24 protein-coding genes are annotated in these 23,898 nt (G+C 45.2%); 1 reads left to right on the top strand and 23 read right to left on the bottom strand.

Annotated features, from left to right (window positions below):
- Nucleotides 1-124 precede the first annotated feature (124 nt).
- From ACK5MF_RS10590 to ACK5MF_RS10565, 6 genes are all read right to left on the bottom strand, one after another.
- Nucleotides 125-2,002, bottom strand: a complete 1,878-nt coding sequence (locus tag ACK5MF_RS10590) for a propionyl-CoA synthetase (protein WP_416921995.1) — start codon at nucleotides 2,000-2,002, stop codon at nucleotides 125-127.
- A 62-nt stretch (nucleotides 2,003-2,064) separates the two neighbouring features.
- Complete coding sequence (gene prpF / locus ACK5MF_RS10585) at nucleotides 2,065-3,249, bottom strand: 2-methylaconitate cis-trans isomerase PrpF (protein ID WP_416921993.1); 1,185 nt, start codon at nucleotides 3,247-3,249, stop codon at nucleotides 2,065-2,067.
- Between the two features lie 10 nt (nucleotides 3,250-3,259).
- On the bottom strand, nucleotides 3,260-5,839 hold the full coding sequence (gene acnD, locus ACK5MF_RS10580; RefSeq protein WP_416921991.1) for a Fe/S-dependent 2-methylisocitrate dehydratase AcnD: 2,580 nt from the start codon (nucleotides 5,837-5,839) through the stop codon (nucleotides 3,260-3,262).
- An 80-nt stretch (nucleotides 5,840-5,919) separates the two neighbouring features.
- Nucleotides 5,920-7,059, bottom strand: coding sequence for a bifunctional 2-methylcitrate synthase/citrate synthase (gene prpC, locus ACK5MF_RS10575; protein WP_416921989.1), 1,140 nt, complete (start codon nucleotides 7,057-7,059; stop codon nucleotides 5,920-5,922).
- 234 nt (nucleotides 7,060-7,293) lie between these two features.
- Nucleotides 7,294-8,181: a methylisocitrate lyase gene (gene prpB, locus ACK5MF_RS10570; RefSeq protein WP_416921988.1), complete on the bottom strand. Its 888-nt coding sequence runs from the start codon at nucleotides 8,179-8,181 to the stop codon at nucleotides 7,294-7,296.
- A 10-nt stretch (nucleotides 8,182-8,191) separates the two neighbouring features.
- Nucleotides 8,192-8,893 carry a GntR family transcriptional regulator gene (locus ACK5MF_RS10565; RefSeq protein ID WP_416921987.1) on the bottom strand — a complete coding sequence of 234 codons (702 nt, stop codon included), beginning with the start codon at nucleotides 8,891-8,893 and terminating at the stop codon, nucleotides 8,192-8,194.
- A gap of 546 nt (nucleotides 8,894-9,439) precedes the next feature.
- Here ACK5MF_RS10565 and ACK5MF_RS10560 point away from each other — a divergent pair.
- Nucleotides 9,440-9,637 (top strand): hypothetical protein, encoded by a 198-nt coding sequence (locus ACK5MF_RS10560; RefSeq protein ID WP_416921985.1) that lies wholly within the window; start codon nucleotides 9,440-9,442, stop codon nucleotides 9,635-9,637.
- 363 nt (nucleotides 9,638-10,000) lie between these two features.
- Here ACK5MF_RS10560 and cobT read toward each other — a convergent pair whose 3' ends face one another.
- From cobT to ACK5MF_RS10475, 17 genes are all read right to left on the bottom strand, one after another.
- A complete protein-coding gene (gene cobT, locus ACK5MF_RS10555; RefSeq protein ID WP_416921983.1) occupies nucleotides 10,001-11,062 on the bottom strand; it encodes a nicotinate-nucleotide--dimethylbenzimidazole phosphoribosyltransferase in 1,062 nt (353 codons plus the stop codon).
- 180 nt (nucleotides 11,063-11,242) lie between these two features.
- Nucleotides 11,243-12,010 (bottom strand): adenosylcobinamide-GDP ribazoletransferase, encoded by a 768-nt coding sequence (gene cobS / locus ACK5MF_RS10550; RefSeq protein WP_416921982.1) that lies wholly within the window; start codon nucleotides 12,008-12,010, stop codon nucleotides 11,243-11,245.
- The gene (locus ACK5MF_RS10545) at nucleotides 12,007-13,581 is read right to left on the bottom strand and encodes a cobyric acid synthase (RefSeq protein WP_416921980.1); all 1,575 of its coding nucleotides are present in this window, start codon (nucleotides 13,579-13,581) and stop codon (nucleotides 12,007-12,009) included. Before ACK5MF_RS10545 ends, cobS begins: the two co-directional genes overlap by 4 nt.
- A complete protein-coding gene (locus ACK5MF_RS10540; RefSeq protein ID WP_416921978.1) occupies nucleotides 13,578-14,393 on the bottom strand; it encodes an ATP-binding cassette domain-containing protein in 816 nt (271 codons plus the stop codon). Before ACK5MF_RS10540 ends, ACK5MF_RS10545 begins: the two co-directional genes overlap by 4 nt.
- Nucleotides 14,390-15,067 carry a cobalt ECF transporter T component CbiQ gene (cbiQ, locus tag ACK5MF_RS10535; RefSeq protein ID WP_416921976.1) on the bottom strand — a complete coding sequence of 226 codons (678 nt, stop codon included), beginning with the start codon at nucleotides 15,065-15,067 and terminating at the stop codon, nucleotides 14,390-14,392. Before cbiQ ends, ACK5MF_RS10540 begins: the two co-directional genes overlap by 4 nt.
- Nucleotides 15,051-15,335 (bottom strand): energy-coupling factor ABC transporter substrate-binding protein, encoded by a 285-nt coding sequence (locus ACK5MF_RS10530; RefSeq protein ID WP_416921974.1) that lies wholly within the window; start codon nucleotides 15,333-15,335, stop codon nucleotides 15,051-15,053. Before ACK5MF_RS10530 ends, cbiQ begins: the two co-directional genes overlap by 17 nt.
- Nucleotides 15,332-16,036: an energy-coupling factor ABC transporter permease gene (locus ACK5MF_RS10525; protein WP_416922023.1), complete on the bottom strand. Its 705-nt coding sequence runs from the start codon at nucleotides 16,034-16,036 to the stop codon at nucleotides 15,332-15,334. The genes ACK5MF_RS10530 and ACK5MF_RS10525 overlap by 4 nt, the downstream gene beginning before the upstream one ends.
- Before the next feature lie 61 nt (nucleotides 16,037-16,097).
- Nucleotides 16,098-16,799 carry a cobalt-factor II C(20)-methyltransferase gene (locus tag ACK5MF_RS10520; protein WP_416921972.1) on the bottom strand — a complete coding sequence of 234 codons (702 nt, stop codon included), beginning with the start codon at nucleotides 16,797-16,799 and terminating at the stop codon, nucleotides 16,098-16,100.
- Entirely contained in the window at nucleotides 16,796-17,602 is an 807-nt protein-coding gene (cbiK, locus tag ACK5MF_RS10515) for a sirohydrochlorin cobaltochelatase (protein ID WP_416921970.1), read from the bottom strand. Before cbiK ends, ACK5MF_RS10520 begins: the two co-directional genes overlap by 4 nt.
- Nucleotides 17,599-18,423 (bottom strand): precorrin-6A reductase, encoded by an 825-nt coding sequence (gene cobK, locus ACK5MF_RS10510; RefSeq protein WP_416921968.1) that lies wholly within the window; start codon nucleotides 18,421-18,423, stop codon nucleotides 17,599-17,601. Before cobK ends, cbiK begins: the two co-directional genes overlap by 4 nt.
- Complete coding sequence (locus ACK5MF_RS10505; RefSeq protein WP_416921967.1) at nucleotides 18,420-19,145, bottom strand: precorrin-3B C(17)-methyltransferase; 726 nt, start codon at nucleotides 19,143-19,145, stop codon at nucleotides 18,420-18,422. The genes cobK and ACK5MF_RS10505 overlap by 4 nt, the downstream gene beginning before the upstream one ends.
- Nucleotides 19,145-20,215, bottom strand: coding sequence for a cobalt-precorrin 5A hydrolase (locus ACK5MF_RS10500; RefSeq protein ID WP_416921965.1), 1,071 nt, complete (start codon nucleotides 20,213-20,215; stop codon nucleotides 19,145-19,147). The genes ACK5MF_RS10505 and ACK5MF_RS10500 overlap by 1 nt, the downstream gene beginning before the upstream one ends.
- Nucleotides 20,202-20,966 carry a cobalt-precorrin-4 methyltransferase gene (locus tag ACK5MF_RS10495; protein ID WP_416921963.1) on the bottom strand — a complete coding sequence of 255 codons (765 nt, stop codon included), beginning with the start codon at nucleotides 20,964-20,966 and terminating at the stop codon, nucleotides 20,202-20,204. Before ACK5MF_RS10495 ends, ACK5MF_RS10500 begins: the two co-directional genes overlap by 14 nt.
- Nucleotides 20,959-21,531: a decarboxylating cobalt-precorrin-6B (C(15))-methyltransferase gene (locus ACK5MF_RS10490; RefSeq protein ID WP_416921961.1), complete on the bottom strand. Its 573-nt coding sequence runs from the start codon at nucleotides 21,529-21,531 to the stop codon at nucleotides 20,959-20,961. The genes ACK5MF_RS10495 and ACK5MF_RS10490 overlap by 8 nt, the downstream gene beginning before the upstream one ends.
- Nucleotides 21,518-22,123: a cobalt-precorrin-7 (C(5))-methyltransferase gene (locus ACK5MF_RS10485; protein ID WP_416921959.1), complete on the bottom strand. Its 606-nt coding sequence runs from the start codon at nucleotides 22,121-22,123 to the stop codon at nucleotides 21,518-21,520. The genes ACK5MF_RS10490 and ACK5MF_RS10485 overlap by 14 nt, the downstream gene beginning before the upstream one ends.
- Complete coding sequence (cbiD, locus tag ACK5MF_RS10480) at nucleotides 22,120-23,256, bottom strand: cobalt-precorrin-5B (C(1))-methyltransferase CbiD (protein WP_416921957.1); 1,137 nt, start codon at nucleotides 23,254-23,256, stop codon at nucleotides 22,120-22,122. The genes ACK5MF_RS10485 and cbiD overlap by 4 nt, the downstream gene beginning before the upstream one ends.
- Nucleotides 23,253-23,888 (bottom strand): cobalt-precorrin-8 methylmutase, encoded by a 636-nt coding sequence (locus tag ACK5MF_RS10475; protein ID WP_416921956.1) that lies wholly within the window; start codon nucleotides 23,886-23,888, stop codon nucleotides 23,253-23,255. The genes cbiD and ACK5MF_RS10475 overlap by 4 nt, the downstream gene beginning before the upstream one ends.
- Nucleotides 23,889-23,898: the final 10 nt, after the last annotated feature.

The raw sequence follows: 23,898 nt of genomic DNA, 5'->3' as shown, positions 1-23,898 counted from the left end.
TATTAAATTTTTTGGGAGCGTATTTTAGAAGTGATAAAAAAGTGCTCCGATATCGGAGCACAAATGTTTGCCATGAACTTGTTTACAGGGGACATAGAAGTAGAAAATATGTACCAACAGTAGATTAAACGTGCAGAATTTTCTCTAGCTCATTCAAACTGCTTGGGTCATCAATGGTAGAAGGGACAGTGTAACTTTCTCCGTCTGCGATCTGACGGATAATACGGCGCAATATTTTTCCTGAACGAGTCTTAGGTAAGCGCTCGACTACCAAGGCATGTTTAAAGCATGCGACGGCGCCGATATGGCTACGAACACTATTGACCAGTTCAGATTCCAGCGATTCTAAGTCAACTTTTACACCGTCTTTCAAAACAACTAACCCTAATGGAAGCTGACCTTTGAGTTCATCATGCACACCGACAACCGCGCATTCAGCAACCGCAGGGTGTGCGCCAACAATCTCTTCCATTTCACCAGTGGAAAGTCGGTGACCAGCAACGTTAATGACATCGTCGATACGGCCCATAATGAACAGGTATCCGTCTTCATCGAGATAACCGCCATCACCGGAGACATAGTAATTCGGGAATTGAGAAAGGTAGCCGGTTTCGAAACGATCATGATTACGCCAAACGGTTGTCAAACAACTAGGTGGTAACGGTCTTTTCAGTGCCACAAACCCCTGTTGATTAGCAGGAAGAACCTCACCCACTTCGTTCAGAATTTCAACTTGATAGCCAGGAATTGGCTTAGTCGCAGAGCCTGCTTTTACCGGCATTAATTCAATACCTGTCGGGTTGCCCGCAATTGCCCAACCGGTTTCTGTCTGCCACCAGTGATCGATAACGGGTTTGTTGCTTTTCTCTTGTACCCATTCTAAAGTCGGAGGGTCTAATCGCTCGCCAGCCATGAAAATGGTTTTCAACTGACTGAGGTTGTACCTCTGTAGAAGTTCACCATTAGGATCTTCTTTTTTAATGGCACGGAAAGCGGTTGGCGCAGAGAACAAAGCCGTCACCTTGTATTCCTGACAAACTCGCCAGAAAGCGCCCGGATCTGGCGTTCTTACTGGTTTACCTTCGTATAAAATCGTTGTACAACCATGGATAAGTGGCGCATACACTATGTAGGAATGCCCTACCACCCAGCCCACATCTGAAGCAGCCCAAAACACCCCATCTTGTGGCATATTATAAATGCAATTCATCGAGTATTTGAGAGCAACAGCGTGACCACCATTGTCACGAACGACACCTTTTGGTTTACCCGTGGTGCCGGAGGTATAAAGAATATAAAGCGGATCTGTCGCCAAAACTGGCACACAGGCATGTGGCAGTGCTTTCTCGTATTGTGCGCTCCAGTCCAAATCGCGCTCATTATCGAGATCGGCCATACATTCAGAACGCTGGAATACCACCACTTTCTCTGGTTTCCAACGACTATCCATAATCGCTTTATCAACCATAGGTTTGTATGGAATAACCTTATTGATTTCAATACCACATGAAGCGGTCATTATCACCTTAGGTTCAGCATCTTCAATACGAACGGCTAATTCATTTGGCGCAAAGCCACCGAATACCACAGAGTGAATGGCTCCAAGACGAGCACAAGCTAACATCGCCATTGCCGCTTCCGGGATCATCGGCATATAGATAATCACTCGATCTCCCTTTGTAACGCTTTGGTCAGCTAACATACCAGCGACGCGCGCTACAGTGTCACGTAGTGCAAAGTAACTATAACGTTGTTTCTTACCAGTTACGGGAGAGTCGTAGATCAACGCGGTTTGGTCACCCCGACCTTGCTCGCAATGATAATCCAGTGCTAACCAACAAGTATTAAGCAAACCATCGGGATACCAGCGCTCTATACCGTTTTCGTCTTTCTTTAAAATAGTTTGTGGAAATTCAAACCAGTCGATTTTCTGGGCTTGTGCATGCCAGAATGATTCCGGTTTTTCTTTTGCCCATAAATATTCCTTCAAATACGCAGACATTGTGCTTCTCCTTTATACTCCAAGTTCTATACCCGAAGGCGACTTGGTTATAATACTCTGGCTTAACAAGCGTCTATGGTTTCAACGGGTACTCTCACCCAACCTTCCATCAACACTCGTGCGCTACGACTCATCACGGCTTTTTCTACTTTCCAACCGTGTTCTTCAGTGGTGTTGGCTTTTGCTCCGACTTTTAATGCTCCTGACGGATGACCAAAAGTAACAGATTCTTTTTCTCCACCACCTGCTGCCAAATTGACTAAGGTGCCCGGGACACAAGCTGCAGCAGCAATGGAAACGGCAGCGGTTCCCATCATCGCGTGGTGCAATTTACCCATGGAGAGCGCTCTAACCAGTACATCAACATCTGACTCTAGAACGGTTTTACCACTCGACGATTGATACGTTTTCGGCTTCGCAACAAACGCCACTTTGGGCGTATGCTGGCGAGTTTTCGCCTCTTCTAAATTTTGGATTAAACCCATTTTTAACGCGCCATAAGCACGAATTTTTTCAAACATAGCCAACGCGTTAACGTCGTTATTGATATCATCTTGCAGTTCAGTACCCTGATAGCCAATGGCAGCAGCATCGACAAAAATCGTTGGTATTCCAGCGTTGATCATGGTGACATTGAGCGTACCGATATCAGGCACGACTAAATCATCCACCAAATTGCCCGTTGGGAACATCGAACCTTCACCGTCCGCTGGGTCCATAAAATCGACCTGAATTTCAGCGGCAGGGAAAGTCACACCGTCCAGTTCAAAATCCCCCGTTTCCTGAACCATTCCATTAACGATTGGTACATGAACGACGATAGTTTTGCTGATATTCACCTGCCACACGCGCACTTCTACAATGCCGTTATCAGGAATCCGCGATTCAGGAATGAGACCGGCATGAATAGCGAACGGCCCAATAGCTGCAGACAAGTTGCCGCAATTACCACTCCAGTCAACAAATGGTTTGTCAATAGATACTTGGCCAAACAGATAATCAACATCGTGATTGGCATGTTCGCTTTTCGACACAATCACCGTTTTGCTGGTGCTTGAAGTAGCGCCGCCCATGCCATCAATTTGTTTGCCATAAGGATCAGGGCTACCGATAACGCGCATCAGCAGTTTGTCGCGCGCTTCACCTGCGACTTGCGCGGCTTTTGGCAAGTCATCAAGCTTAAAAAATACGCCTTTACTGGTTCCCCCACGCATATAGGTAGCAGGAACTTTGATTTGAGAAGCCATTCTCTACCTCCTACTGCGCTAAGAAATCTTGAGCGAAACGCTGTAATACACCGCCTGCGTTATACACATTCACTTCGTCGGCGGTGTCTAAGCGACAGGTTACCGCCACATCCAGTTTTTCACCGTTACTGCGGGTAATAACCAATGCCAAATCCACACCCGGTTTAATCTCACCCACCACATCGTAAAGTTCAGTACCATCCAAAGCTAAAGTGTTGCGATTCACACCGTCTTTAAACTGAAGCGGCAGTACGCCCATACCGACTAAGTTAGTACGGTGAATACGCTCAAAGCCCTCTGCGACAATCGCTTCAACGCCCGCAAGACGAACGCCTTTGGCAGCCCAATCTCGTGAAGAACCTTGCCCATAATCTGCACCAGCGACAATAATCAGCGGTTGTTTACGCTCCATGTAGGTTTCTATCGCTTCCCACATGCGAGTTACTTTACCTTCAGGTTCAATACGAGCCAGTGAGCCCTGCACCACTTCACCATTTTCCTTCACCATTTCGTTAAACAGTTTCGGGTTAGCAAAGGTTGCACGTTGCGCGGTTAAGTGATCACCACGGTGTGTCGCGTAAGAGTTAAAATCTTCTTCCGGTACATTCATCTTAGTCAGATATTCCCCTGCTGCGCTGGATGCCAGAATCGCATTTGAAGGCGACAAATGGTCAGTGGTGATGTTGTCACCGAGCACAGCTAAAGGACGCATACCTTGCAAAGTACGTTCACCCGCGAGCGCACCTTCCCAATATGGCGGACGACGAATATATGTACTCATTGGGCGCCAGTCATACAGTGGACTGCTGCTCTTTTGTGCGTCATTCAGTTTAAACATCTGAATGTAGACTTGATTAAACTGCTCTGGTTTAACGTGTTGACCGACGACTTGGTCAATCTCTTCATCACTTGGCCAAACGTCATTGAGATAGATTGGATTACCCTTTGCGTCATGACCTAGCACGTCGCGTTCAATATCAAAACGAATGGTTCCAGCTAAAGCATACGCAACCACAAGCGGTGGAGAGGCTAAAAATGCTTGTTTGGCATAAGGATGGATACGACCATCGAAGTTACGGTTACCAGACAATACCGCAGTAGCGTATAGGTCACGGTCAATGATCTCTTGCTGAATCACTGGATCTAACGCGCCGCTCATACCGTTACAAGTCGTACAGGCGTAACCAACGATACCAAACCCAAGCTGTTCCAATTCAGGGAGCAAACCCGCTTCTTCTAAGTAAAGCTTTGCTACTTTTGAACCTGGTGCAAACGAAGTTTTCACCCAAGGTTTACGAACAAGCCCGAGCTGATTGGCTTTTTTCGCCAGCAAACCGGCAGCAACCACGTTGCGAGGGTTACTGGTATTGGTACAGGAAGTTATTGCAGCGATTATCACCGCGCCATCTGGCATCTCACCTTCTTTCTCTTCCCATTGACCTGCAATACCGCGAGCGGCCAGTTGAGAAGTAGGTAGACGACGATGTGGGTTGGAAGGACCTGCTAAGTTACGCTCGACACTGGATAAATCGAACTGCAAAACGCGTTCATATTCAGCATTTTCTAGGCTATCAGCCCATAAGCCGGTTTCTTTTGCGTATTGTTCTACCAAAGCAACCTGCTCGGCATCGCGACCAGTCAGTTTTAGGTAATTGATGGTCTGCTCATCGATGTAGAACATACCCGCGCTAGCACCGTATTCTGGCGTCATGTTAGAGATAGTTGCACGGTCACCGATAGTGAGATCTTTAGCACCTTCACCATAAAATTCTAAGTAACATGAAACCACTTTTTCATTGCGCAGAAATTCAGTGATAGCCAGCACGATGTCCGTAGCGGTAATACCCGGTTTACGCTTACCAGTCAGTTTCACACCAACAATATCAGGTAAACGCATCATAGAAGGACGACCTAGCATGACAGTTTCAGCTTCTAACCCGCCAACACCAATGGCAATCACGCCCAATGAATCTACGTGTGGTGTATGACTGTCAGTACCTACACAAGTGTCGGGGAACGCAACACCATCTTTTAGTTGAACGACCGGAGACATCTTCTCTAGGTTGATCTGGTGCATGATACCGTTACCCGCGGGAATAACACTGACATTCTCAAATGCGGTTTTACACCATTCAATAAAGTGGAATCTGTCTTCGTTACGACGCTCTTCTATCGCACGGTTTTTATCACAGGCTTGTGGGTCGAATCCACCATGCTCAACAGCAAGAGAGTGATCAACAATTAGCTGAGTTTCAACCACTGGGTTAACTTTGGCTGGGTCACCGCCCTGCTCTGCAATCGCATCACGCAATCCAGCAAGGTCAACGAGAGCTGTTTGTCCCAAAATATCATGACAAACCACGCGTGCAGGATACCAAGGGAAATCCATATCGCGTTTGCGCTCAATAATCTGTTTCAGTGAATCGATCAGCGTATCAGGATCGCAGCGACGTACTAAGTTTTCTGCAAGCACGCGCGAAGTATAAGGTAGCTTTTCATAAGCATTTGGTGATATCTGATTAACGGCTTCACGAGTGTCAAAATAACTTATCTGGCTTCCCGGAAGCGTTTTTTTATATTCGTTGTTCATCGCTTCAACCTATTTTAATTGTAAACAGGCGCTGCACTTCTTGAGCACAACGCCCTCATTGCTGTTAAGTTCGTATATGGTTAACTGCGTTTTTCGATTGCAAGCCACTCTTGATGCTCTGGGCCTGTGTAATCTGCGCTTGGGCGAATAATTCGGTTATTGGCGCGCTGCTCATACACGTGAGCAGCCCAGCCTGTTAAACGACTCATCACAAAAATAGGTGTAAATAGCTTGGTTGGAATCCCCATAAAGTGATAAGCCGATGCATGGAAGAAGTCCGCGTTACAGAACAAATCTTTTTCACGCTTCATCACCGCTTCAACGCGCTCTGACACCGCATAAAGTTGTTTATCACCGACAAATTGAGAAAGCTCTTTTGACCAACGCTTGATCAGCGCATTACGAGGATCGCTCTCACGATAGATGGCATGACCAAAGCCCATAATTTTGTCTTTATTTTCAAGCATGCGCAGAATGTTTTGTTCTGCTTCATCCGGTGTTTGCCAGTTCTCGATCATTTCCATCGCCGCTTCATTAGCACCACCGTGAAGTGGCCCGCGCAACGTACCAATTGCAGCGGTTATACACGAATGCAGGTCAGATAAAGTAGAGGCACAAACACGTGCAGCAAAGGTTGAGGCATTAAACTCATGCTCTGCGTAAACGATAAGAGAGGTATGCATTACCTGTTTAAACAAATCGCTTGGCGCTTTTCCTGTTAGCATTTTCAGGAAATAGCCACCGATTGAATCTTCACTGCGGTCTTCAGTATCAATGCGCACACCATCATGGCTGAATCGGTACCAATAGCAGATGATGGCGGGGAACAAAGCTAGCATACGTTCAGTAGCGGCAACTTGTTGTGAGAAATCTTGTTCTGTTTCTAAGTTACCGAGCATTGAACAACCCGTTCGCATCACATCCATTGGATGTGCGTCGGCTGGAATCAATTCCAATGCTTCTTTTAGAGCTTGTGGTAAACCACGTAAGCCAATCAAACGAGTTTTATATTGGTCTAATTCAGCTTGGTTCGGTAAATGTCCAACTAACAATAAGTGGGCAACTTCTTCAAACTGTGCATGATTGGCTAAATCGGTGATGTCGTAACCACGGTAAGTTAGACCTGTTCCTGTTTTACCAACCGTACATAAAGCGGTGCTTCCGGCACTTTGGCCACGTAGGCCAGCTCCGCCTAGCTCTCCTTTAGGGGAATGAGGCATGTTGAACTCCTTTTGTCGCTTTGCTTCGGGTTATAAAAACCGACCTCATTGGGTCCACCTCATGGGTGCAGTCGCTCCGCAGTTTCACGTTATTGGATTATTAGCGAAAACGTAAGCTGTACGTTTTCTATGTTTCTTTGCTTATTTAAAAGCCTTGTCTAGACACTATTTCAGTTTTCTTGGGCTTCCCTACTCACTGCAAGACAATTAATAGCGAATAATCTTTAATTACCTCTACTTGCTAAACAGTTGGTCTAGCTTGTCTTCATAACTGTGATAGTTCAGATATTCGTACAGTTCTTTACGAGTCTGCATGCTATCGAGTAAGGCCTCCTGATTACCATTTTCTAAAATGTGGCTATACACCATCTCAGCGGCTTTGTTCATTGCACGAAATGCGCTCAGTGGATAAAGCACCATGTCGACTTTCGATTCCGCCAACTCTTCGCAGTTGTACAAAGGCGTTTGACCAAACTCAGTGATGTTGGCAAGAATTGGCACATGTTTTCCTGTCGCTGAATGTAGAGCGGTTGAAAAACGCTCATATTGTTGAAGTTCTGTCATCGCTTCAGGGAAGATCATATCCGCGCCAGCTTCAACACAGGCAATCGCTCTTTCAATCGCACTGTCCATACCTTCAACCGCAAGCGCATCGGTACGAGCCATAATCACAAACTCAGGATTATCACGAGCGTCCACCGCAGCTTTTACGCGGTCGACCATCTCTTCCAAACTAACAATCGCTTTGTTCGGGCGGTGACCACAACGTTTTTGCGCCACTTGGTCTTCCATGTGCACCGCCGCAGCACCCGCTTTTTCCATTGCTTTAATAGTGCGGCCAATATTGAAAGCACCACCAAAACCGGTATCAATATCTACGAGAAGCGGCAAATCACAGGCGTTAGTAATGCGCTCAACATCGACTAGGACATCGTTCAAGGTTGTAATACCTAAGTCTGGTAAACCGTAAGAAGCATTAGCAATACCGCCACCGGAAAGATAAATGGCTTGATGGCCGAGTTTTTTCGCCATCATGGCGCAATACGGGTTAATGGTGCCGACAATTTGCAATGGGTTATTGGTTTTAACTGCAAGTCGGAATTTTGCTCCTGGGCTTAACATGTGATTCTCCTTAATCTAGATCTTTAGTTTCGCTTAGAATCTGTTGTTCTATTAAACGTCGGCTCCTTGATATGTGGCGACGCATCAGCATTTCTGCTAGCTCTTCATCTCTGTTACGAATGGCTTGCAGGATAAATTTGTGTTCGTCCAACGCTTCGACCGGACGAGACTGTGCACGTGGTGACTGATATCGATACATACGCAACAAGTGATAAAGCTCATCACACAACAACGCAATCAACTGGCTGTTACGGCTTGCTTTTATGATGCGATAGTGAAAATCAAAATCGCCTTGTTGATGAAAATAAGATGCTCCATCTACCTGATCGATATGCGCAGAATGTGTCGACAATAGTGTCTCTAAGCCGGCAATTTCGATCTCGGTGATATTGCGTGCAGCAAGACGCGCAGCCATCCCCTCCAGCGCTTCACGCACCGCATATAGTTCAACCAATTTCGCAGATGAGAATTGAATAACGCGAGCGCCTACGTGAGGAATCCTTTCAATCAGCCCTAACCCTTCGATGCGCATTAGAGCTTCTCGCAAAGGACCCCGGCTTACTTCAAAACGCTTGGCGAGCTCAGGTTCAGAGATTTTGCTACCGGGAGCAATCTGCCCTTCTACAATCGCTTCAATCAAATACTCAGTCAGGTTTTCTGATTTAGTATTTTCTTTTTCACCAATAAACGATTTTCTCAATTCACGGTTCATCTTGTCTTCTTAATCGTACTAATGAGTTCTTTCTAACAAGCTCTCAAGGAATGAACACACTATAGATGCACAGATTGTCGACAATCAAGATAATTGTCGACAAATTAGACTAAGGTATAAAGTCTAATTTTGATCCATCAGTCAACAAAATGGTTGTATCTATTTGTTTTAACTAATTTAATTGGTATAAATTTAGAATTAAGAAAAATTAAACACCTAGCGGGAACAAGCAATATGTCGACAGTTTAAGGAAAAATGGAATGGCTATTCTATGAGGATGCGGCTGTTGATAATGGTGCCAACGTAATTTGGTTACACTTGCAATCAACTATAGTTGAATTTACTAAAAATATTTTTAATGCATAACCGATTGTATTTTATAGATATTTTAGTAAAAAGCTGTTTCATTTCAAAAATAACCGCTTTTAGACTATTGATCTCGATCATATTTAGGAATAAAGTGTGAGCACAGTCACAGTGAAGCATTGAGAAACGATTTACTTCATTGTCTAGTTCACAAAATAGATACTAAGTCGAGGTTGCGTTATGAACACTTTAAAAATTGAAAATCAAGCATCTATCCGTCTAGCTACTAAATTTGCTAACTTTCTTACTTCATTTTTCACAACTAGAAACAAAAACAAAGCTACTAAAGTAAGCGACGAAAGTGAGTCATTCTCATCTGTGCTAACAACTGCACAACGTATCGGTTGTGACATGGCACACTTTAACTATATTTCTTAAGCGATAACTTAGTATCTATTGCCATCGCTTAAATTGTTAAAGTACAGCTGTAACATAGCAATGTAACGCCAAGTTCCCTTGCAACAATGTAATAGGCAGTTGTAGACAAGATTTGGAAATCCGCGCTAGATAATAGTGCGGATTTTTTCTTTTGTATGTAATGACCACTCGTTAAGTTGTTTTAATACTAATCTGAAAAACTTTCTGATCAGTGAATGGGTGTCGATAAGCAAACCCGCCGAGCCATGGATGGCTCGGCGGAGCCCCATGGAAGGGTTTATGCGTGTTTGCGTTCGATACCCATTTACCGTTACATCAATGCTCAATCTGATCACATTTTAATTTAGAATAGTATAACCTCGATTAAGCTGGACTCGGCAATTCAACACCATCATCTTGCATCTTACCCATGCGATTCATCATAGCGTGCGCAGCATCAATAAAAGGCATTGCAAGCGTAGCACCACTGCCTTCTCCTAGTCGTAGATCCATATGTATAAACGGTTTTAGGCGTAAATGTTCTAACGCAACCACTGCTCCTTTTTCCGCCGATTGATGTGATGGTATCAAATAATCCCAGACATTCGGTTCAATCATGCAGGCAATCATTGCTGACGAGTAAGATAAAAAGCCATCTAACACCACAGGAATACGCATGGCAGCTGCACCTAGAATCACACCAGTCATACCTGCTAAATCAAATCCGCCCACTTTCGCCATGATATCGATAGGATCGGTAGGGTCTGGGTGATTGAGAGCAATCGCAACTGAAACAACATCAACTTTGTGTTGAAGTTGGCTACTCGGTAAATTTGCGCCAAGACCAACCACATGCATCGGTAACTGATTGGTTACAATACTGACAATAGCAGCCGCGGGTGTAGTATTGGCAATGCCCAACTCCCCTACACCAATTACGCTTAACTGTTCACGGTCGATAACTTGTTTTACATAGTTTGCCGTATCAAAGATAAGCTGCTCTGCTTGGTCGTAGCTCATTGCCGGACCTTTAGCTATGTTTCCACAACCACGCGCCACTTTCATATTGGTGATGCCATCGATTGGGTCACAATCAATCCCAACATCCACCATTTCAACATCGACACCCGTGGTGAAACTCAGCGCAGCAACACCCGTTAAACCTTTTACCGTGTTCACTGCTTGCATGGTTGTGACTTCTTTAGGCGTCACCGCCACACCTTCATCAAAGACACCATGATCCCCCGCCATAACGAAAATTTTTTTCTTTCCTGTCTGCCATTGAATGGTGCGATAAATCGCCGCTAACTGACAAGCCAGTTGCTCTAATTGCCCTAGACTGCCAATCGGTTTAAACAGTTGGTCAATATGCTGCTGTGCTCGTTTACGAACCTTTTCATCGACAGGGATAATCGATTCTTTCAAATCATTTAACAACGTACTCACAAGCTATTCTCCTTCCATGTATGCTGGCTGGGTACAGCTAAGCAATGGATATAGAACGCAAACACACATCAATTCATCCTTGAAGTTCCGCCGAGCCATCCATGGCTCGGAGGGTTTGCTTATCAATATCCATTGCCTGTTTGAACAGTCGCTGGATTCACTTTCTAGTGATAAAAAGGTCTAGAGATTAAGCGTCCAAACACTGGTCATAGCCATTAAAAAACATAATTCAAACAATTCGTTACCAGCACCAAGCGTGTCCCCAGTTTGCCCACCGATGGTGTTATTGATATAGCGGCGATAAATCAAAGCGAATCCCCCTGTTACACAAAATGCAATCAGGCTTTGCCAGCCTAGCATCCAAGACGCGATAGCAGCGCCAATAGCGAGGGTGAAATAAAATTGATGGGACGAAATTCTGTTGATGTAGATATGTCCTAACCCTGATTCACGAGCATAGTTTTGCTTATACATAAGAAGTGACATCCAAGCGCGACTAATGCACGGTGCAATCACTAATATAAGTAGCGCTTCTTCGGGCTCTGTATCTAGAATCTGTGTGACGGTGAGAATCTTTAACGTAAGAACAAAAAACAGTGCCAGCGCTCCATGCGTTCCCAAACGGCTATCTTTCATGATTTCTAACATACGTTCTGGGGTTCTGGCAGAAAATATCCCATCACAAGTATCCGCTAGCCCATCCAGATGAAAGCCACCTGTTAACAATGCCAGCGAAAACACGTAAACCGCGGCACTCAGCGGACTATTCCAACCCAGCCCCATATACAGAGAGACCGATATCGCAGCGGCGATAATACCCAGAATGGCACCGACAATCGGGAATGTCACCACACCACGATAGGTCTGTTCAAAATCGTAATCGCTGGTCCAGCTTTGGGGAACGGGAATCCGTGTAATAAATTGCAAAGTAACGAAAAATGGCTTCATACCAAGCATTCCTGGTCTTTATTCGCCAGTGTTAGCGTAAACTCATCCATGATTTTCTCAAGCTGGTCGATATCTAAGACTTCTCTTAACCCATCTGCCAGAAGATCAAACTGCGTGCTCTTGTAGCTTGCATAATCGAAAGCATTCTCCGCTAATGGCGTTAAACCTTTTCTCAATCGCAGCTGATTTAAGAAATGGCGAGTAAAAAGCCCATGGTCAAATAAACCGTGAATATAGGTGCCCGCAATCAAACCATCTTCTGTCACTGCGCCATCTAGAATGGTTACGTTTTGCTGATTGCGCACCTGTATTTCAACGAATGGTTTCATAATGCCGGTTATTTCGGTTTCCCCCATGTGGATCTCGTAACCGCTGAGTTCCATCCCTTCAACGCCGCAGAATAACCCACGACTGTGGTTGAGGATCTTCCCTGTTACTTGCGTGGTGTGTTTTGATTGGGCGAATGTGGTTACCGTATCAAGCAAACCTAGCCCATCCATCTGTTCAATACCAGATTCAACACCATCAACCAGTGTTTTGCCGAGCATCTGATAGCCTCCGCAAACACCCAATACTGCACAGCCCTGTTTTGCTTTGTTGATAATGGCAGATGACAAACCACACTCATTCAGATGAGTGAGATCAGCTAAGGTGTTTTTACTTCCGGGCAGGATAATTAGGTCAGGATTGCCAAGCTGAGACACTTTAGCAACGTAACGTAAATTCACGTCGGGCTGAGCGGCTAACGCATTAAAGTCTGTGAAATTGGAAATGCGAGCAACTTTGATCACAGCAATATCAAGTTTGTCTGCATCACTTTCAATTCCTAGTTGATGACGTAACTTTTCAGGTTGTAACGCCACACCATCTTCTTCTTCCAGGTCGACATCAAGGTAAGGCACGACTCCGATAACCGGAACTTGTGTCAGTGCTTCAATTTGCTTTATTCCCGGTTTGAGCAGTTCTACATCACCGCGAAACTTGTTAATAATTACACCTCGAACACGCTGCCGTTCTTGTTCTGACAACAACATCAACGTGCCGTAAATAGAAGCAAACACACCACCTCGGTCAATATCAGCAATAAGGATCACTGGCGCATTAATCAGCTCAGCCATGCCCATGTTGACGATATCTCGGTCGCGTAAATTAATTTCCGCGGGGCTGCCTGCGCCCTCCAGAACGACGATGTCGTTTTGCTCTGCAAGCTCAGTAAATGCACGGAAAATCTTCTGTTGCAGTTGGGGTTTGAATTGGTGATACGTCACCGCATCCATGTTGGTCAGAACTTTTCCCATCACAATCACTTGCGAATGACGATCGCCTGTGGGTTTGAGTAACACTGGATTCATTCTTACATCAGGCTCAACGCCTGCCGCTTCAGCCTGAAAGATTTGCGCTCTGCCCATTTCATCACCGCTGCGCGTGATCCCTGAATTCAGTGCCATATTTTGTGCTTTGAATGGCACACAGCGATAGCCATTTTGTGCCAAGATTCGACAGATACCCGCGACCAGAACACTTTTGCCAACATCAGATGCAGTTCCTTGAAACATGATTGCACGACTCATAGTGACTCCTTATTTAGACAACGCTCAGCGACCATTTCATCTTCGTGGCGAAACAATGGCATACCAAACTCTTGGTGCATTTTTACCAACCAAGGCTGTTCCAGACCGACTTGCTCAATAAAGCATTTATCGAGAAAGACTGTCTGTGGTTCGCCTTGATAAACCATCTCTCCCCGACTCATGACGTAGACGTAATCACATACGTCGTAAATTAAATTGATGTCGTGACTCGACATCACTACGTTCTTACCGAGATCGACGATAGAACGGATCAGAGTTTTCATCTGCCTAGTGCCGATTGGATCAAGACCTGCTGTCGGTTCATCGAGCAGCAAATAATCAGAATCCATAACCAACGAGCCCGCCAATGCGACACGTTTTTTCTGACCATAACTAAGATATTGAATAGGCTTATGCGAGAAACTGTGACCATCCACCAGAGCTAATGCGCGTTGAATCCTTTGTTCGATTTCATGTTCAGCTATACCCAGATTTCTCAGACTGAACGCAATATCGTTATACACATCGGTATAGAAGATTTGCTGATCCGGTTCCTGAAATAATAGAGTGACATTTTTGCGATGTTCGATGAGTGCTTTCTTGCTGTAATCTATGGGCTGCTGCAACCAATTAACACTACCTTCTGTTGGCATATGCAGACCAAGTAGCAGTTTGAATAAAGTCGATTTACCGCATCCATTTGCCCCAACCACACCAATAACAGAGTGAGATGAAAAATCCATATTGAGATTACTCAACACAGGCTCACCTTTTTCATAAGCAAAACTCATTGAGTTCACTGATAACGTCATTGATGAAACTCTCCTTGATACAACTTAACTGCCAGAGCACTTTGCATATGTTGGTGACGAATCATGACTCTTTGTAGTAACACGCCCACTAACATCGCTAATGATTTCAACCATAACCCACGTTTGATATAGCCAAACCTCAGTGTTTGAGCGGTATAAATGGCATGCGCTTCTTCGATAAAGATAAAAATGAATCGGTAGGTTAATAACACTTGCTCAACCAAAACTGAGGGTAAACGCGCTTTTTTTAGTAACGTCACGCACTGATTAAAGGGCGTGATGATCACGAAACACAAGGTCGCGGCAATAGAACATAAACACCGAAACAATGTTGTCAGCGCAGTATCAACCGTTTGAGTACTTACCCCTACGTAGCCATCGAACAGTGGTAAACTTGCAATCAAGCTCGCTGAGTTTTCACTGTATGTGACAAGCATCGCGATAAGGCTCATGGCTAAAAAGCCAAAAGGTAAACTTAGCCATTGCAGATACTGCTTCGAAGTTAACCTGCCCGTGTAACAAGTGACGATACTGAGCAAAATGAACAGAGCGAATTGCCACGCTATCGGTGTCATCATGGCTGTCACCAAAACCGCAAGATATGCCCACCATTTATAGCTTGGCGAAACATCAACCCAACGGTTTTGATAGGCGTACTTATCGATGATCAGCATCGGTTCTTCTTCTGCCGTAGTAGAAGCCTAAGATGTAAAAGATCACCGCCGCCCCCAAAGAGCCTTGAAGCGTAAACAGTAAACTTTCTATCTCACCACTCGCAGGTTCAATTAAAGGCTCAATCCAAGGCTTATAGTTAGGTGCCACTTGATTAATCAATGACTCAGCTTCTCCATCGGAGCCTGCAAACTCAGCGCCCGGATTCATTAGCAATGGAACGACAACTAAAGCGCACAACATAGCCATCAGTATTAGGCTTTTTTTCATCGTAATACCCTCTCTTGAAATGAAATGAGATCGCGTTTGGTCAATTGTTCATAGATAAGAACAGTGAGCAAACCTTCAGCAATAGCAATTGGCAATTGAGTGAACAGGAAAATGCCCATGAACTTACTCATAGAAGCCATTACACCGAACTCAGGATCTGGGAATGCGGCACCAAGCTGCAAAGAGGTGACCGCATAGGTGGCAATGTCCGCCACAAACGCGACTAAAAACACAGCAATATCTTTACGCAAATTCAAACGATTAGCGGCAATCCAGACCAAGTAACCGATCATCGGACCAATGACGGCCATCGACATGCCGTTTGCACCTAAGGTTGAAATTCCACCATGAGCAAGCAATAACGCCTGAAACAGCAAAGCAATACCACCAAGCACAGGTACCACCATAAATCCGAACAAAATGACGGCTAAACCAACACCTGTGGGATGGGAACAACTGCCAGTAACCGAAGGAAGTTTGAGTGCAGAAAGTACGAAAATAAACGCAGCGCAAAGGGCTAGCAGCACTTTTTTGTTTGCATCATCGGAAACGATCTGTTTTAAATTTCTAACACTCATGATCACAAACGGAATAAATAAGGCCCACCAAGTTAACGCCCACGTCGGCGGTAAAAAACCTTCCATAATGTGCATTGCATTGGCATTAAGTGGTGACATTGCAACAGCGCCTACCCACGCCATTAGCGCAATACGTTTAGTATTAATCTTCAGTGACATACACGAACTCCTTCTAGTGACGTTTTCAGCTACGGTTTACGACTATGGTTGAGAAGTAAGGCAGAGCTTCACCCTCTGCCACTTGAGATAAATCAGGATAAAAGATCTCATTCTCCATTGAGGCGTTTGCCATCAAAACAGCATGTTCAAGCAAACCTTGCTCAATCAACAATTGACGCACTTTGTCAAAACGCCCGTAGACTTTCATCAGTACCACTGCTTCATGGTCTATCAAAGCACGGCGAAGTACTTCTACCTCTGCGGTACATGACATCACCGCCAATGACTGTTGCTCCATGCAAAGTGGAAAGTGCGCTTGTGAGGCGATACAGGAGAAAGAGGTAATTCCGGGGATAATGTCGATATCAATTTTGTTTTCGAGACGTTCGAGCAGAAATACCCAAGTACTAAACAACATGCTGTCACCTAAGGTAATGAAACCCACTTGTTTACCGTGATCCACATCTGCTTCGATTTCCAATGCAACGTCATCCCACGCTTGCTGCTTTTCTTGCGCATCATTGGTCATTGGGAAATGGCGCTCTTTGATCAGAACTTGCTTGCCGATATATTCACGAACAATAGACAATGCAAGGCTATCGCCGCCTTTACGACCCGCAGGTGCATACAAAATATCCAATTTATCAAGAAGTCTTGCTGCCCTTACAGTAATAAGATCGCTTGCGCCCGGCCCTGTGCCAATCGCATAGAGTTTTCCGTTATTCACGCAATTTTCTCCTTAACCATTTCCCTATTTGTCAATTCCGTAGCAGCTAAGTGATCGACAAACATCTGTCTGATAAGTGGATTTTCTCCCAATCCCTGAACAATCGGTTCGGCAACGATGCCTGCTTTTTGAATCAACGTTTTCCATGAGTCAGGTTCATCAGAAGCCATATCATTGATGGCGTGATCACCAGCAACCAACATCAGCGGCATGAGATACACTTTATTAACGCAATCATTTTCAAGCCGTGAAATCACGCTCTCAATCTCCGGATAGCTTTCCACCGCACCAACCACATAAGGCAAATTTCTCGCCATCATCATGTGGTCAAGACAAGCGTAAGCAGAAAAGGCATGGTGTGTTGCTCCGTGCCCCATAAGCACTAAACGTTCGTCATGTTTCAGTGAGGGTGCTTGATATTGAATGGCTTCCACAAGCTGGTCGTAGTCTTCCATACAACTCAGTAAAGGCAGACCTAGCTGCAAGTTGTCGAAGTCATCACGATAGCATTCCACTTGCTGAGCGATCTTTTCGTATTCGTCACCATTGATGATATGTAGAGATTGAATAACCACATCACGGAAACCTGCCTCTTTCAGACGTTGCAGAACCTGTTGTGGGTTATCGATATGAATACCATCGCGCTTCTCCAGTTTCTTGATGATCATCGAAGACGTAAATGCTCGGAAGAAGTCTCGGTTAGGATAAGCTCGTGCAAGTTCAGCTTCACATGCTTCGATGTTTTTCTTCATCGCATGGGGATAGCTAGTGCCAAAGCTAATCACAACTAATGCTTTTTTCATACTAAACATGCCTCTTGTTGCCAACTGTCAAACAGCGCTTCGCAGTCGGATAAGTTGGTTTGATAACTCACGTATTGGTTAATCGATGTTGTCTTCGGCCGTTCAATCACAATGCAAGGGATACCTAGCTCGATACACGGCTCTACTTTTTCCCCAAAGCCACCAACGCAGCCCGATTCCTTTGTGATCACGACATCCGGCTGCAGCATTTCATACAGCGCGCGGTTCATGTTTCGAGTAAAAGGACCTTTCATCGCTATGATATTTTCAATACCGAGCCCCAGTCTGTTGCATTCGCTGATCACTTCAGCAACTGGCAACACGCGTGCAAACAGCACTTTGTCCGCAAGCATTCGTTTAAACGTTTCTAAATCTTTACTGCCAGTGGTGAGTAAAATTCGTTGCTGGTTGTCTGAAATTTTTCGACAGGCATCCATCACGTTGCTTGCCTTGATGATTAAAGATGGCCCCTCAATACAGTTCTCATCTTCAAATGTTGAACTGTTACAACTTGGGCGCTCATAGCGCATAACCGGGCACTGAATGCCTTCACATGCCACCACTATCGTGAGCCGAAGAACCTGAGCGTACGGATGAGCAGCATCAATAACGTAATCCACGTGGTTGCGTTGGATAAATTCGCGCATTGCGGAGCTGTCCATACGCCCTAAGATAACGTTGGATTCAAATTGTTTTGCGCTGTGTTTACCTTCTTCGGTTGCAACTGACAAAGTAAAATGAATGTGGCGCGCAGCCAGTGCTTCACACAGCATCAATGCGTCAGAAGTTCCTCCGAAAACAAGCACATGGTCTGGTCTCACAATGAATACCCTCTTGGCGTAATCATCATGCCCTGCTCGAAATAGGTAGACTGATTCCCCACCACAACCAGAGTGCGCATGTCGACCAATTCAAAATCCATCTCTTCGAAAGGCATAATCCATTTTTCTTCTTTACGTCTACCCGCTTCTTTGACGATACCAACAGGCGTATTTGGATTTTTGAATGGCGCCATCAACTCAAAAGCGCGTTTTAGATGCCCTTCTCTACCGCGACTTCTCGGGTTGTAGAAACAGATAACAAAATCGGCTTCTGCTGCATTAATGATGCGCTTTTCAATTAGCTCCCAAGGCGTTAATAAGTCACTCAAACTGATGTGACAGAAGTCGTGCATCAGTGGGGCGCCAAGTACGGAACCGGCAGCAATACTGGCGGTCATTCCCGGAACCACTTTAACTTCAACGTCCCATTTTTGCTTAGTGACCATTTCGAGAATTAACCCAGCCATACCATAAACGCCGGAATCACCGCTGCTGATAATGGCAACAGTTTTGCCTGATTGAGCCAACTCTAATGCCGTCTGACAACGCTCAATTTCTTTGCACATTCCGGTTTTAATTACCGGCTTATCACCCACCAACTCTTTAACCAAATGAGTGTATGTTTTATAACCCACAATCACTTCAGCCGCTTCTATGGCTTCTCGAGCTTGGTAAGTCATCATATCGAGTCCACCCGGACCAATTCCTACCACGTATAACATCAGTTCAATACTCCATAGGTAATAGTGATTCCTTGCTGTTTGATGGTGTCACCCAGCAGAGAACCGTTACTCAATAACCACGCCGAAGGCTGAGATACCGCACCTACGCCCACGGTTTTGGCTACAAAATCAGAATGAGGGAAACGGTCTGCACATTGATTGAGTTCCTCTGCGCTAAACACTTCAAAAGGCACGTCATAGGATTTCGCCAAATTGACGATGGCATCTTCATTGCGTTTAATATCAATGCTGCCGATAATGCACAGCGCTTTAGGATGAATGTTCAGAGCCTGTAACTGGCTATTGAAAAGCGACTTCAGGAGGTCTGGTTCAACACCTTTTCGGCAACCGATCCCCGCCACTAAGCGTCTAGGGATTAACTGGAAAGTAGGAACAGACCAATTAGGACGGGTTGATTGCATAGAGACATCAATCAAAGCATCCAGTGAATGCTGACTAATCGTCTCATCATCAACAATCGTTAAGCCTCGAATATCAAAGCTGTGAATATCGAAATCAATTTGATTGACAAGAAACGGGTCAACAATGATGCCGACCTGCTTACCACTGACCAACATCTGGTTAATGGTTTTGGTCGCGACACGAAAATTGATGCTATCAGCGCACATCTGCTTGGCTAGCAAGTCAAACGAGCATGTTTGATTGACATCCGTTGATGTGGTAATCACAGCCGTACCGTCAATCAGGTGAGACAGATAACGTGCAAGCTCATTGGCACCACCAACATGCCCGGATAAAAGACTGATGACGTGCTTGCCTTTTTCATCAATAACCAACACCGCGGGATCGGTAAACTTGTCCTGAAGTAGCGGTGCAATAGTTCGAACCACGATGCCACATGCTCCAATCACTATGATTGCACTGTCACGCAGGAATGCCTGACTCAACGTATTTTTGAAGCTATCAACAAACGGTTTGAATCCATCCTGCAGATATTTTTCTGAGCAGTAGCACTCCATCGGCAGGTGTTCGCGTAGCTTATTCGCCACCTGCTGACCACCGGGAGTGAGTGTAAATAAAGAAACCGATTCACACCTAACGGTATTCATGGCAGAACTCCGCGTCATACAGTTTGGAGTAGTGATACTCTTCTCCGAGAAAACGCCCAACCAAAATCAATGCTGTTTTATAGATGCCCGCTTCCGTTACCTTTTGTGCGATATCGGACAGTGTGCCTCTCAAAATTTGGCAATCTTTCCACGTGGCTTTGTAAACAATAGAAACCGGAGTATCGGATGGATATCCGCCCGTCATCAGCTTATCGACCACTTCCCCAATCCCTTTCACCGATAAGAAAATTGCCATAGAGGTTTGATGCTGAGCAAAACTTTCCAGTGACTCCAGTTCTGGAGTCGGCGTTCTGCCAGCCATACGAGTGATGATGAGACTTTGAGAGACCTCTGGAACCGTGTATTCCACGCCAAGTTCAGATGCAGCGCCAAGGAAAGACGAAACACCCGCCACTGAGCGAAAACCAATGCCCAGTTTTTCCAACTCTTCACCTTGTTCACGGATAGAGCCATATAAAGAGAGATCGCCGGTTTGCAGACGCACCACTAATTTTCCTGCATTTACACCTTCTGCCATCATGTTAATGATCTGCTCTAAATGCATATACGCACTGTCATGACATTGTGCTGTTGGTTTGCAGTAATTAAGCAACTCAGGGTTAATCAATGAGCCGGCATAGATGACGATATCGGCCTGTTTTAGCAAGTTGTAACCTTTCAGAGTGATCAGCTCTGGATCACCGGGTCCTGCGCCAACAAAGTAGACTTTAGAATGATCAAAGTTATCCATGACGTTGATTCCCCTTAATGCATGAAACGATAAATGTTGGATTATTTGGTTTGAAGTAATAGCTAGTGCCAAGAGAAGTCATTGAAGAGACTTGGATTTGGCTACACTCGAATTCGTCGATAGCACACGTTTTTAAATGGTCTAATGCTTGGTTAAGACTGCCGTGTAAAATAAAGTTCATCACTAGACGTCCGCCCTCTAATAGATGGTCTAACGCCCAATCAATAATCTGTTCTAAATTGCCACCTGAGCCGCCAATGAATACCGCATCGAATTTTCCGGTCAGTTCACAAGGAGCCATCTTGTTGACAAGATGAATATGGTTACAGCCCAAACGCTCCATATTTTGCTGCATGATGTCTACGGCGAGCTCATTCTTTTCAATGGCATACACGTGTAAGCGTTCAAAGCTCAACGCGGCTTCTAAAGCGATACTTCCCGTTCCGGCGCCCACATCGACAAAACGGCTGGCAGAAGCTAGTTGCAACTTATCAAGTACGATGGTGCGTACCTCTTGTTTGGTCATCGGCACTTTGTCTGCACGCAGAAATTCACTGTCTTTCATTGATCACCACCACCACGTTCATGTCATACTCACGCTGTACTTGCTCTGGTTTAAGTACCGAAATTTTCTGATTTTCATAACCCAGGTTTTCACCAACGATAACGCTGCATTTGAGATTGCGTTTTATCGCCTGCTGAGCAATTTCATAAGGACCAAGGATCGTGTCTGTCACCAGAGCAACCTTTTTATGTAAGAACAGAAAGTCGAAGTCAGGCTGTTTGCCGTGGCTGCTGGTAATGTAGAGATCGTTCATATCAATCCCAACTTCCGAAAACAGCATTTGAATAGAGCTGATGCCCGGAACACATTTGCGTTGCTCTGGCGTAAAGTGCTCACTAATACGCTTACCAATACCAAACAACATTGGATCGCCCGACGCCAATACAACCACCAACTGAGATTTGAATTCTTCTAATGTGGCTAACGTGTTCTCAATGCTTCCCGACAGTTCAATTCGTTGCCCTTTGAAATCGCTAAAAGCACTTAATAAGCGAGGCCAACCTACGAGGATATCGGCCTTCGCTATTAAGTTTTCGCCTGCGACAGTCATAAGATCTCTGCGTCCCGGCCCGGTTCCTACTACGTAAATCATTGGAAATCCTCCACGATTTGTTCAACAGGACGATTACTACCCAACACTTGGTTATCAAAAGAAAACAACACCACGTCACACTTAAACTGATGTTTGGCATACTTCAACATTGCCTCAACTCTGCGTTCTATCTCTTGAGCGATATTTTGATAGACCGCTTGATAACCATGTTCTTCAATCAGCTCAAGTGCTTCTTCGGTGGTTAAGCAGTGATAGATTCGGCGAAGTAAATCATGGGGTGCATTGAGTAACGCCAAGTGGGTAACCAAGGTTTCTAAACGGGCATCAGCAATATGAGAATGGGTATGAAAAACCCCTGCTGCGATTTTGACAAGCTTACCTAAGTGTCCCACGATAAGAACATGTTCGAACTTCAGACGATTCGCTTCTTGCAACATGTAACCGACGAAATTACTCATGGTCACCACTATGTCTTGTTCGATATTGAGTTGTTGTTGAACAAAACGTTCGCCGTGGTTGCCCGGGACTAAGACGATTTTGCTGTGTCCCAATGCACGTTTTTGTTCGAGTTCTATCGCAAGTGAACGCTTCCAGCTTTCTTCCGACATCGGTGTCACAATACCTGAGGTGCCGATGATCGAGATACCGTGCTCAATTCCCAATCGTGAGTTGTAGGTTCTCTCAGCGCGCTCTCTGCCTTCAGGCGCAAAGATGGTAACAACCGCGCCTTTGTTAGGGCCAATCACATCACGCACTTCTTGTTCTATGGTGTGGCGCGGCGTTTTGTTAATCGCAGCAACTCCAACAGGTAAACCAACGCCTTTGCGTGTCACCACGCCCACACCTTCACCACCAAGTATTTCAATGAGTTGAGTATCATTCACCGTTACCCGGGCATAGATCAACATGCCATGGGTGGCATCCACATCATCACCGCCGTCTTTACGTATCGCAGCAACCGCACTATGCAATTCCACCGAAGCATCTTCCACATTTAGATTTAGCGCCACACCGGACGGTGTCACAATGGAAACTTGATGAATAGGTTGCTGACGCATCACCATTAGTGCTGCCACTTTGGCTGCGGCAGTCGCACAAGAGCCTGTGGTATAACCCGTGCGATATGATTTCCCTCTGTGCCAAACAATATCCGCTTCAGCTGTTTGACTCATAAAGCCTCCCGCATGTGATAAAGCACAGCGTTAACGATGGCAGCCGCAACATTGCTGCCACCTTTTCTGCCCAGAGCCGTGATGAAGGGGAAATTGCTTTCGTAAAGCGCTTGTTTGGATTCTGCCGCGCCAACAAAACCAACGGGTACACCTATGGTCATGACAGGTTTGTTAGCCGCACTTTCTAACAGTTGAAACAAAGCTGTGGGTGCATTACCGAACACAAACACTTTGTTACCTTCATCTTTTAACGCCTTTTCTACCGCAATCATTGAGCGTGTTTTGGATTGCGCTTTCGCTTGCTCTGCTACCCAAGGGTCAGCGATGTAACATTTAATGTCACAGCCAAACTGCTTTAAAAGGCTCTTATTGATGCCAGACAGAGCCATTGTGGTATCGGTATAAAATGTACAGCCTTGATTGATGGCAGTTTGCAAGGTAGTCAAAGCGTCCGGTGAGAACTTTAGTATTTCTAGCCAGTCAAAATCGGCCGTGGTATGCACAGCGCGAGTAATGACTTTCTTTTCCAGTTCATTAGCGAACTGATAATCAGGAAATTCAGTGGCAATGATCTGGTCGATGATTTCAAAACTCGTCGATTCAATTCGTTGTGGCTGCTGAATAAAGTTCATACGGCTATCC

The organism is Vibrio sp., from assembly GCF_047973365.1.
In the GTDB taxonomy this organism is placed as follows: Bacteria; Pseudomonadota; Gammaproteobacteria; order Enterobacterales; family Vibrionaceae; genus Vibrio.
Note: the sequence above shows the minus strand (reverse complement) of the source record. Positions and strands in the feature narration are given on the sequence as shown.

Coding starts and splice junctions, on each gene's coding strand:
- ACK5MF_RS10500 (WP_416921965.1), bottom strand. CDS start 20,215: ATGAATACCGTTAGGTGTGAATCGGTTTCTTTATTTACACTCACTCCC.
- prpF (WP_416921993.1), bottom strand. CDS start 3,249: ATGGCTTCTCAAATCAAAGTTCCTGCTACCTATATGCGTGGGGGAACC.
- cobS (WP_416921982.1), bottom strand. CDS start 12,010: ATGAAGCCATTTTTCGTTACTTTGCAATTTATTACACGGATTCCCGTT.
- cbiD (WP_416921957.1), bottom strand. CDS start 23,256: ATGAGTCAAACAGCTGAAGCGGATATTGTTTGGCACAGAGGGAAATCA.
- prpB (WP_416921988.1), bottom strand. CDS start 8,181: ATGTTAAGCCCAGGAGCAAAATTCCGACTTGCAGTTAAAACCAATAAC.
- ACK5MF_RS10505 (WP_416921967.1), bottom strand. CDS start 19,145: ATGTTATACGTGGTAGGAATTGGTCCGGGTGGACTCGATATGATGACT.
- prpC (WP_416921989.1), bottom strand. CDS start 7,059: ATGCCTCATTCCCCTAAAGGAGAGCTAGGCGGAGCTGGCCTACGTGGC.
- ACK5MF_RS10530 (WP_416921974.1), bottom strand. CDS start 15,335: ATGAAAAAAAGCCTAATACTGATGGCTATGTTGTGCGCTTTAGTTGTC.
- ACK5MF_RS10590 (WP_416921995.1), bottom strand. CDS start 2,002: ATGTCTGCGTATTTGAAGGAATATTTATGGGCAAAAGAAAAACCGGAA.
- ACK5MF_RS10525 (WP_416922023.1), bottom strand. CDS start 16,036: ATGGCGTGGGTAGGCGCTGTTGCAATGTCACCACTTAATGCCAATGCA.
- ACK5MF_RS10495 (WP_416921963.1), bottom strand. CDS start 20,966: ATGGATAACTTTGATCATTCTAAAGTCTACTTTGTTGGCGCAGGACCC.
- acnD (WP_416921991.1), bottom strand. CDS start 5,839: ATGAACAACGAATATAAAAAAACGCTTCCGGGAAGCCAGATAAGTTAT.
- ACK5MF_RS10565 (WP_416921987.1), bottom strand. CDS start 8,893: ATGAACCGTGAATTGAGAAAATCGTTTATTGGTGAAAAAGAAAATACT.
- ACK5MF_RS10485 (WP_416921959.1), bottom strand. CDS start 22,123: ATGATTTACGTAGTAGGAACCGGGCCGGGACGCAGAGATCTTATGACT.
- ACK5MF_RS10560 (WP_416921985.1), top strand. CDS start 9,440: ATGAACACTTTAAAAATTGAAAATCAAGCATCTATCCGTCTAGCTACT.
- cbiQ (WP_416921976.1), bottom strand. CDS start 15,067: ATGCTGATCATCGATAAGTACGCCTATCAAAACCGTTGGGTTGATGTT.
- cbiK (WP_416921970.1), bottom strand. CDS start 17,602: ATGAAAAAAGCATTAGTTGTGATTAGCTTTGGCACTAGCTATCCCCAT.
- ACK5MF_RS10490 (WP_416921961.1), bottom strand. CDS start 21,531: ATGAAAGACAGTGAATTTCTGCGTGCAGACAAAGTGCCGATGACCAAA.
- ACK5MF_RS10540 (WP_416921978.1), bottom strand. CDS start 14,393: ATGACGTTATCAGTGAACTCAATGAGTTTTGCTTATGAAAAAGGTGAG.
- ACK5MF_RS10545 (WP_416921980.1), bottom strand. CDS start 13,581: ATGAGTCGTGCAATCATGTTTCAAGGAACTGCATCTGATGTTGGCAAA.
- ACK5MF_RS10475 (WP_416921956.1), bottom strand. CDS start 23,888: ATGAACTTTATTCAGCAGCCACAACGAATTGAATCGACGAGTTTTGAA.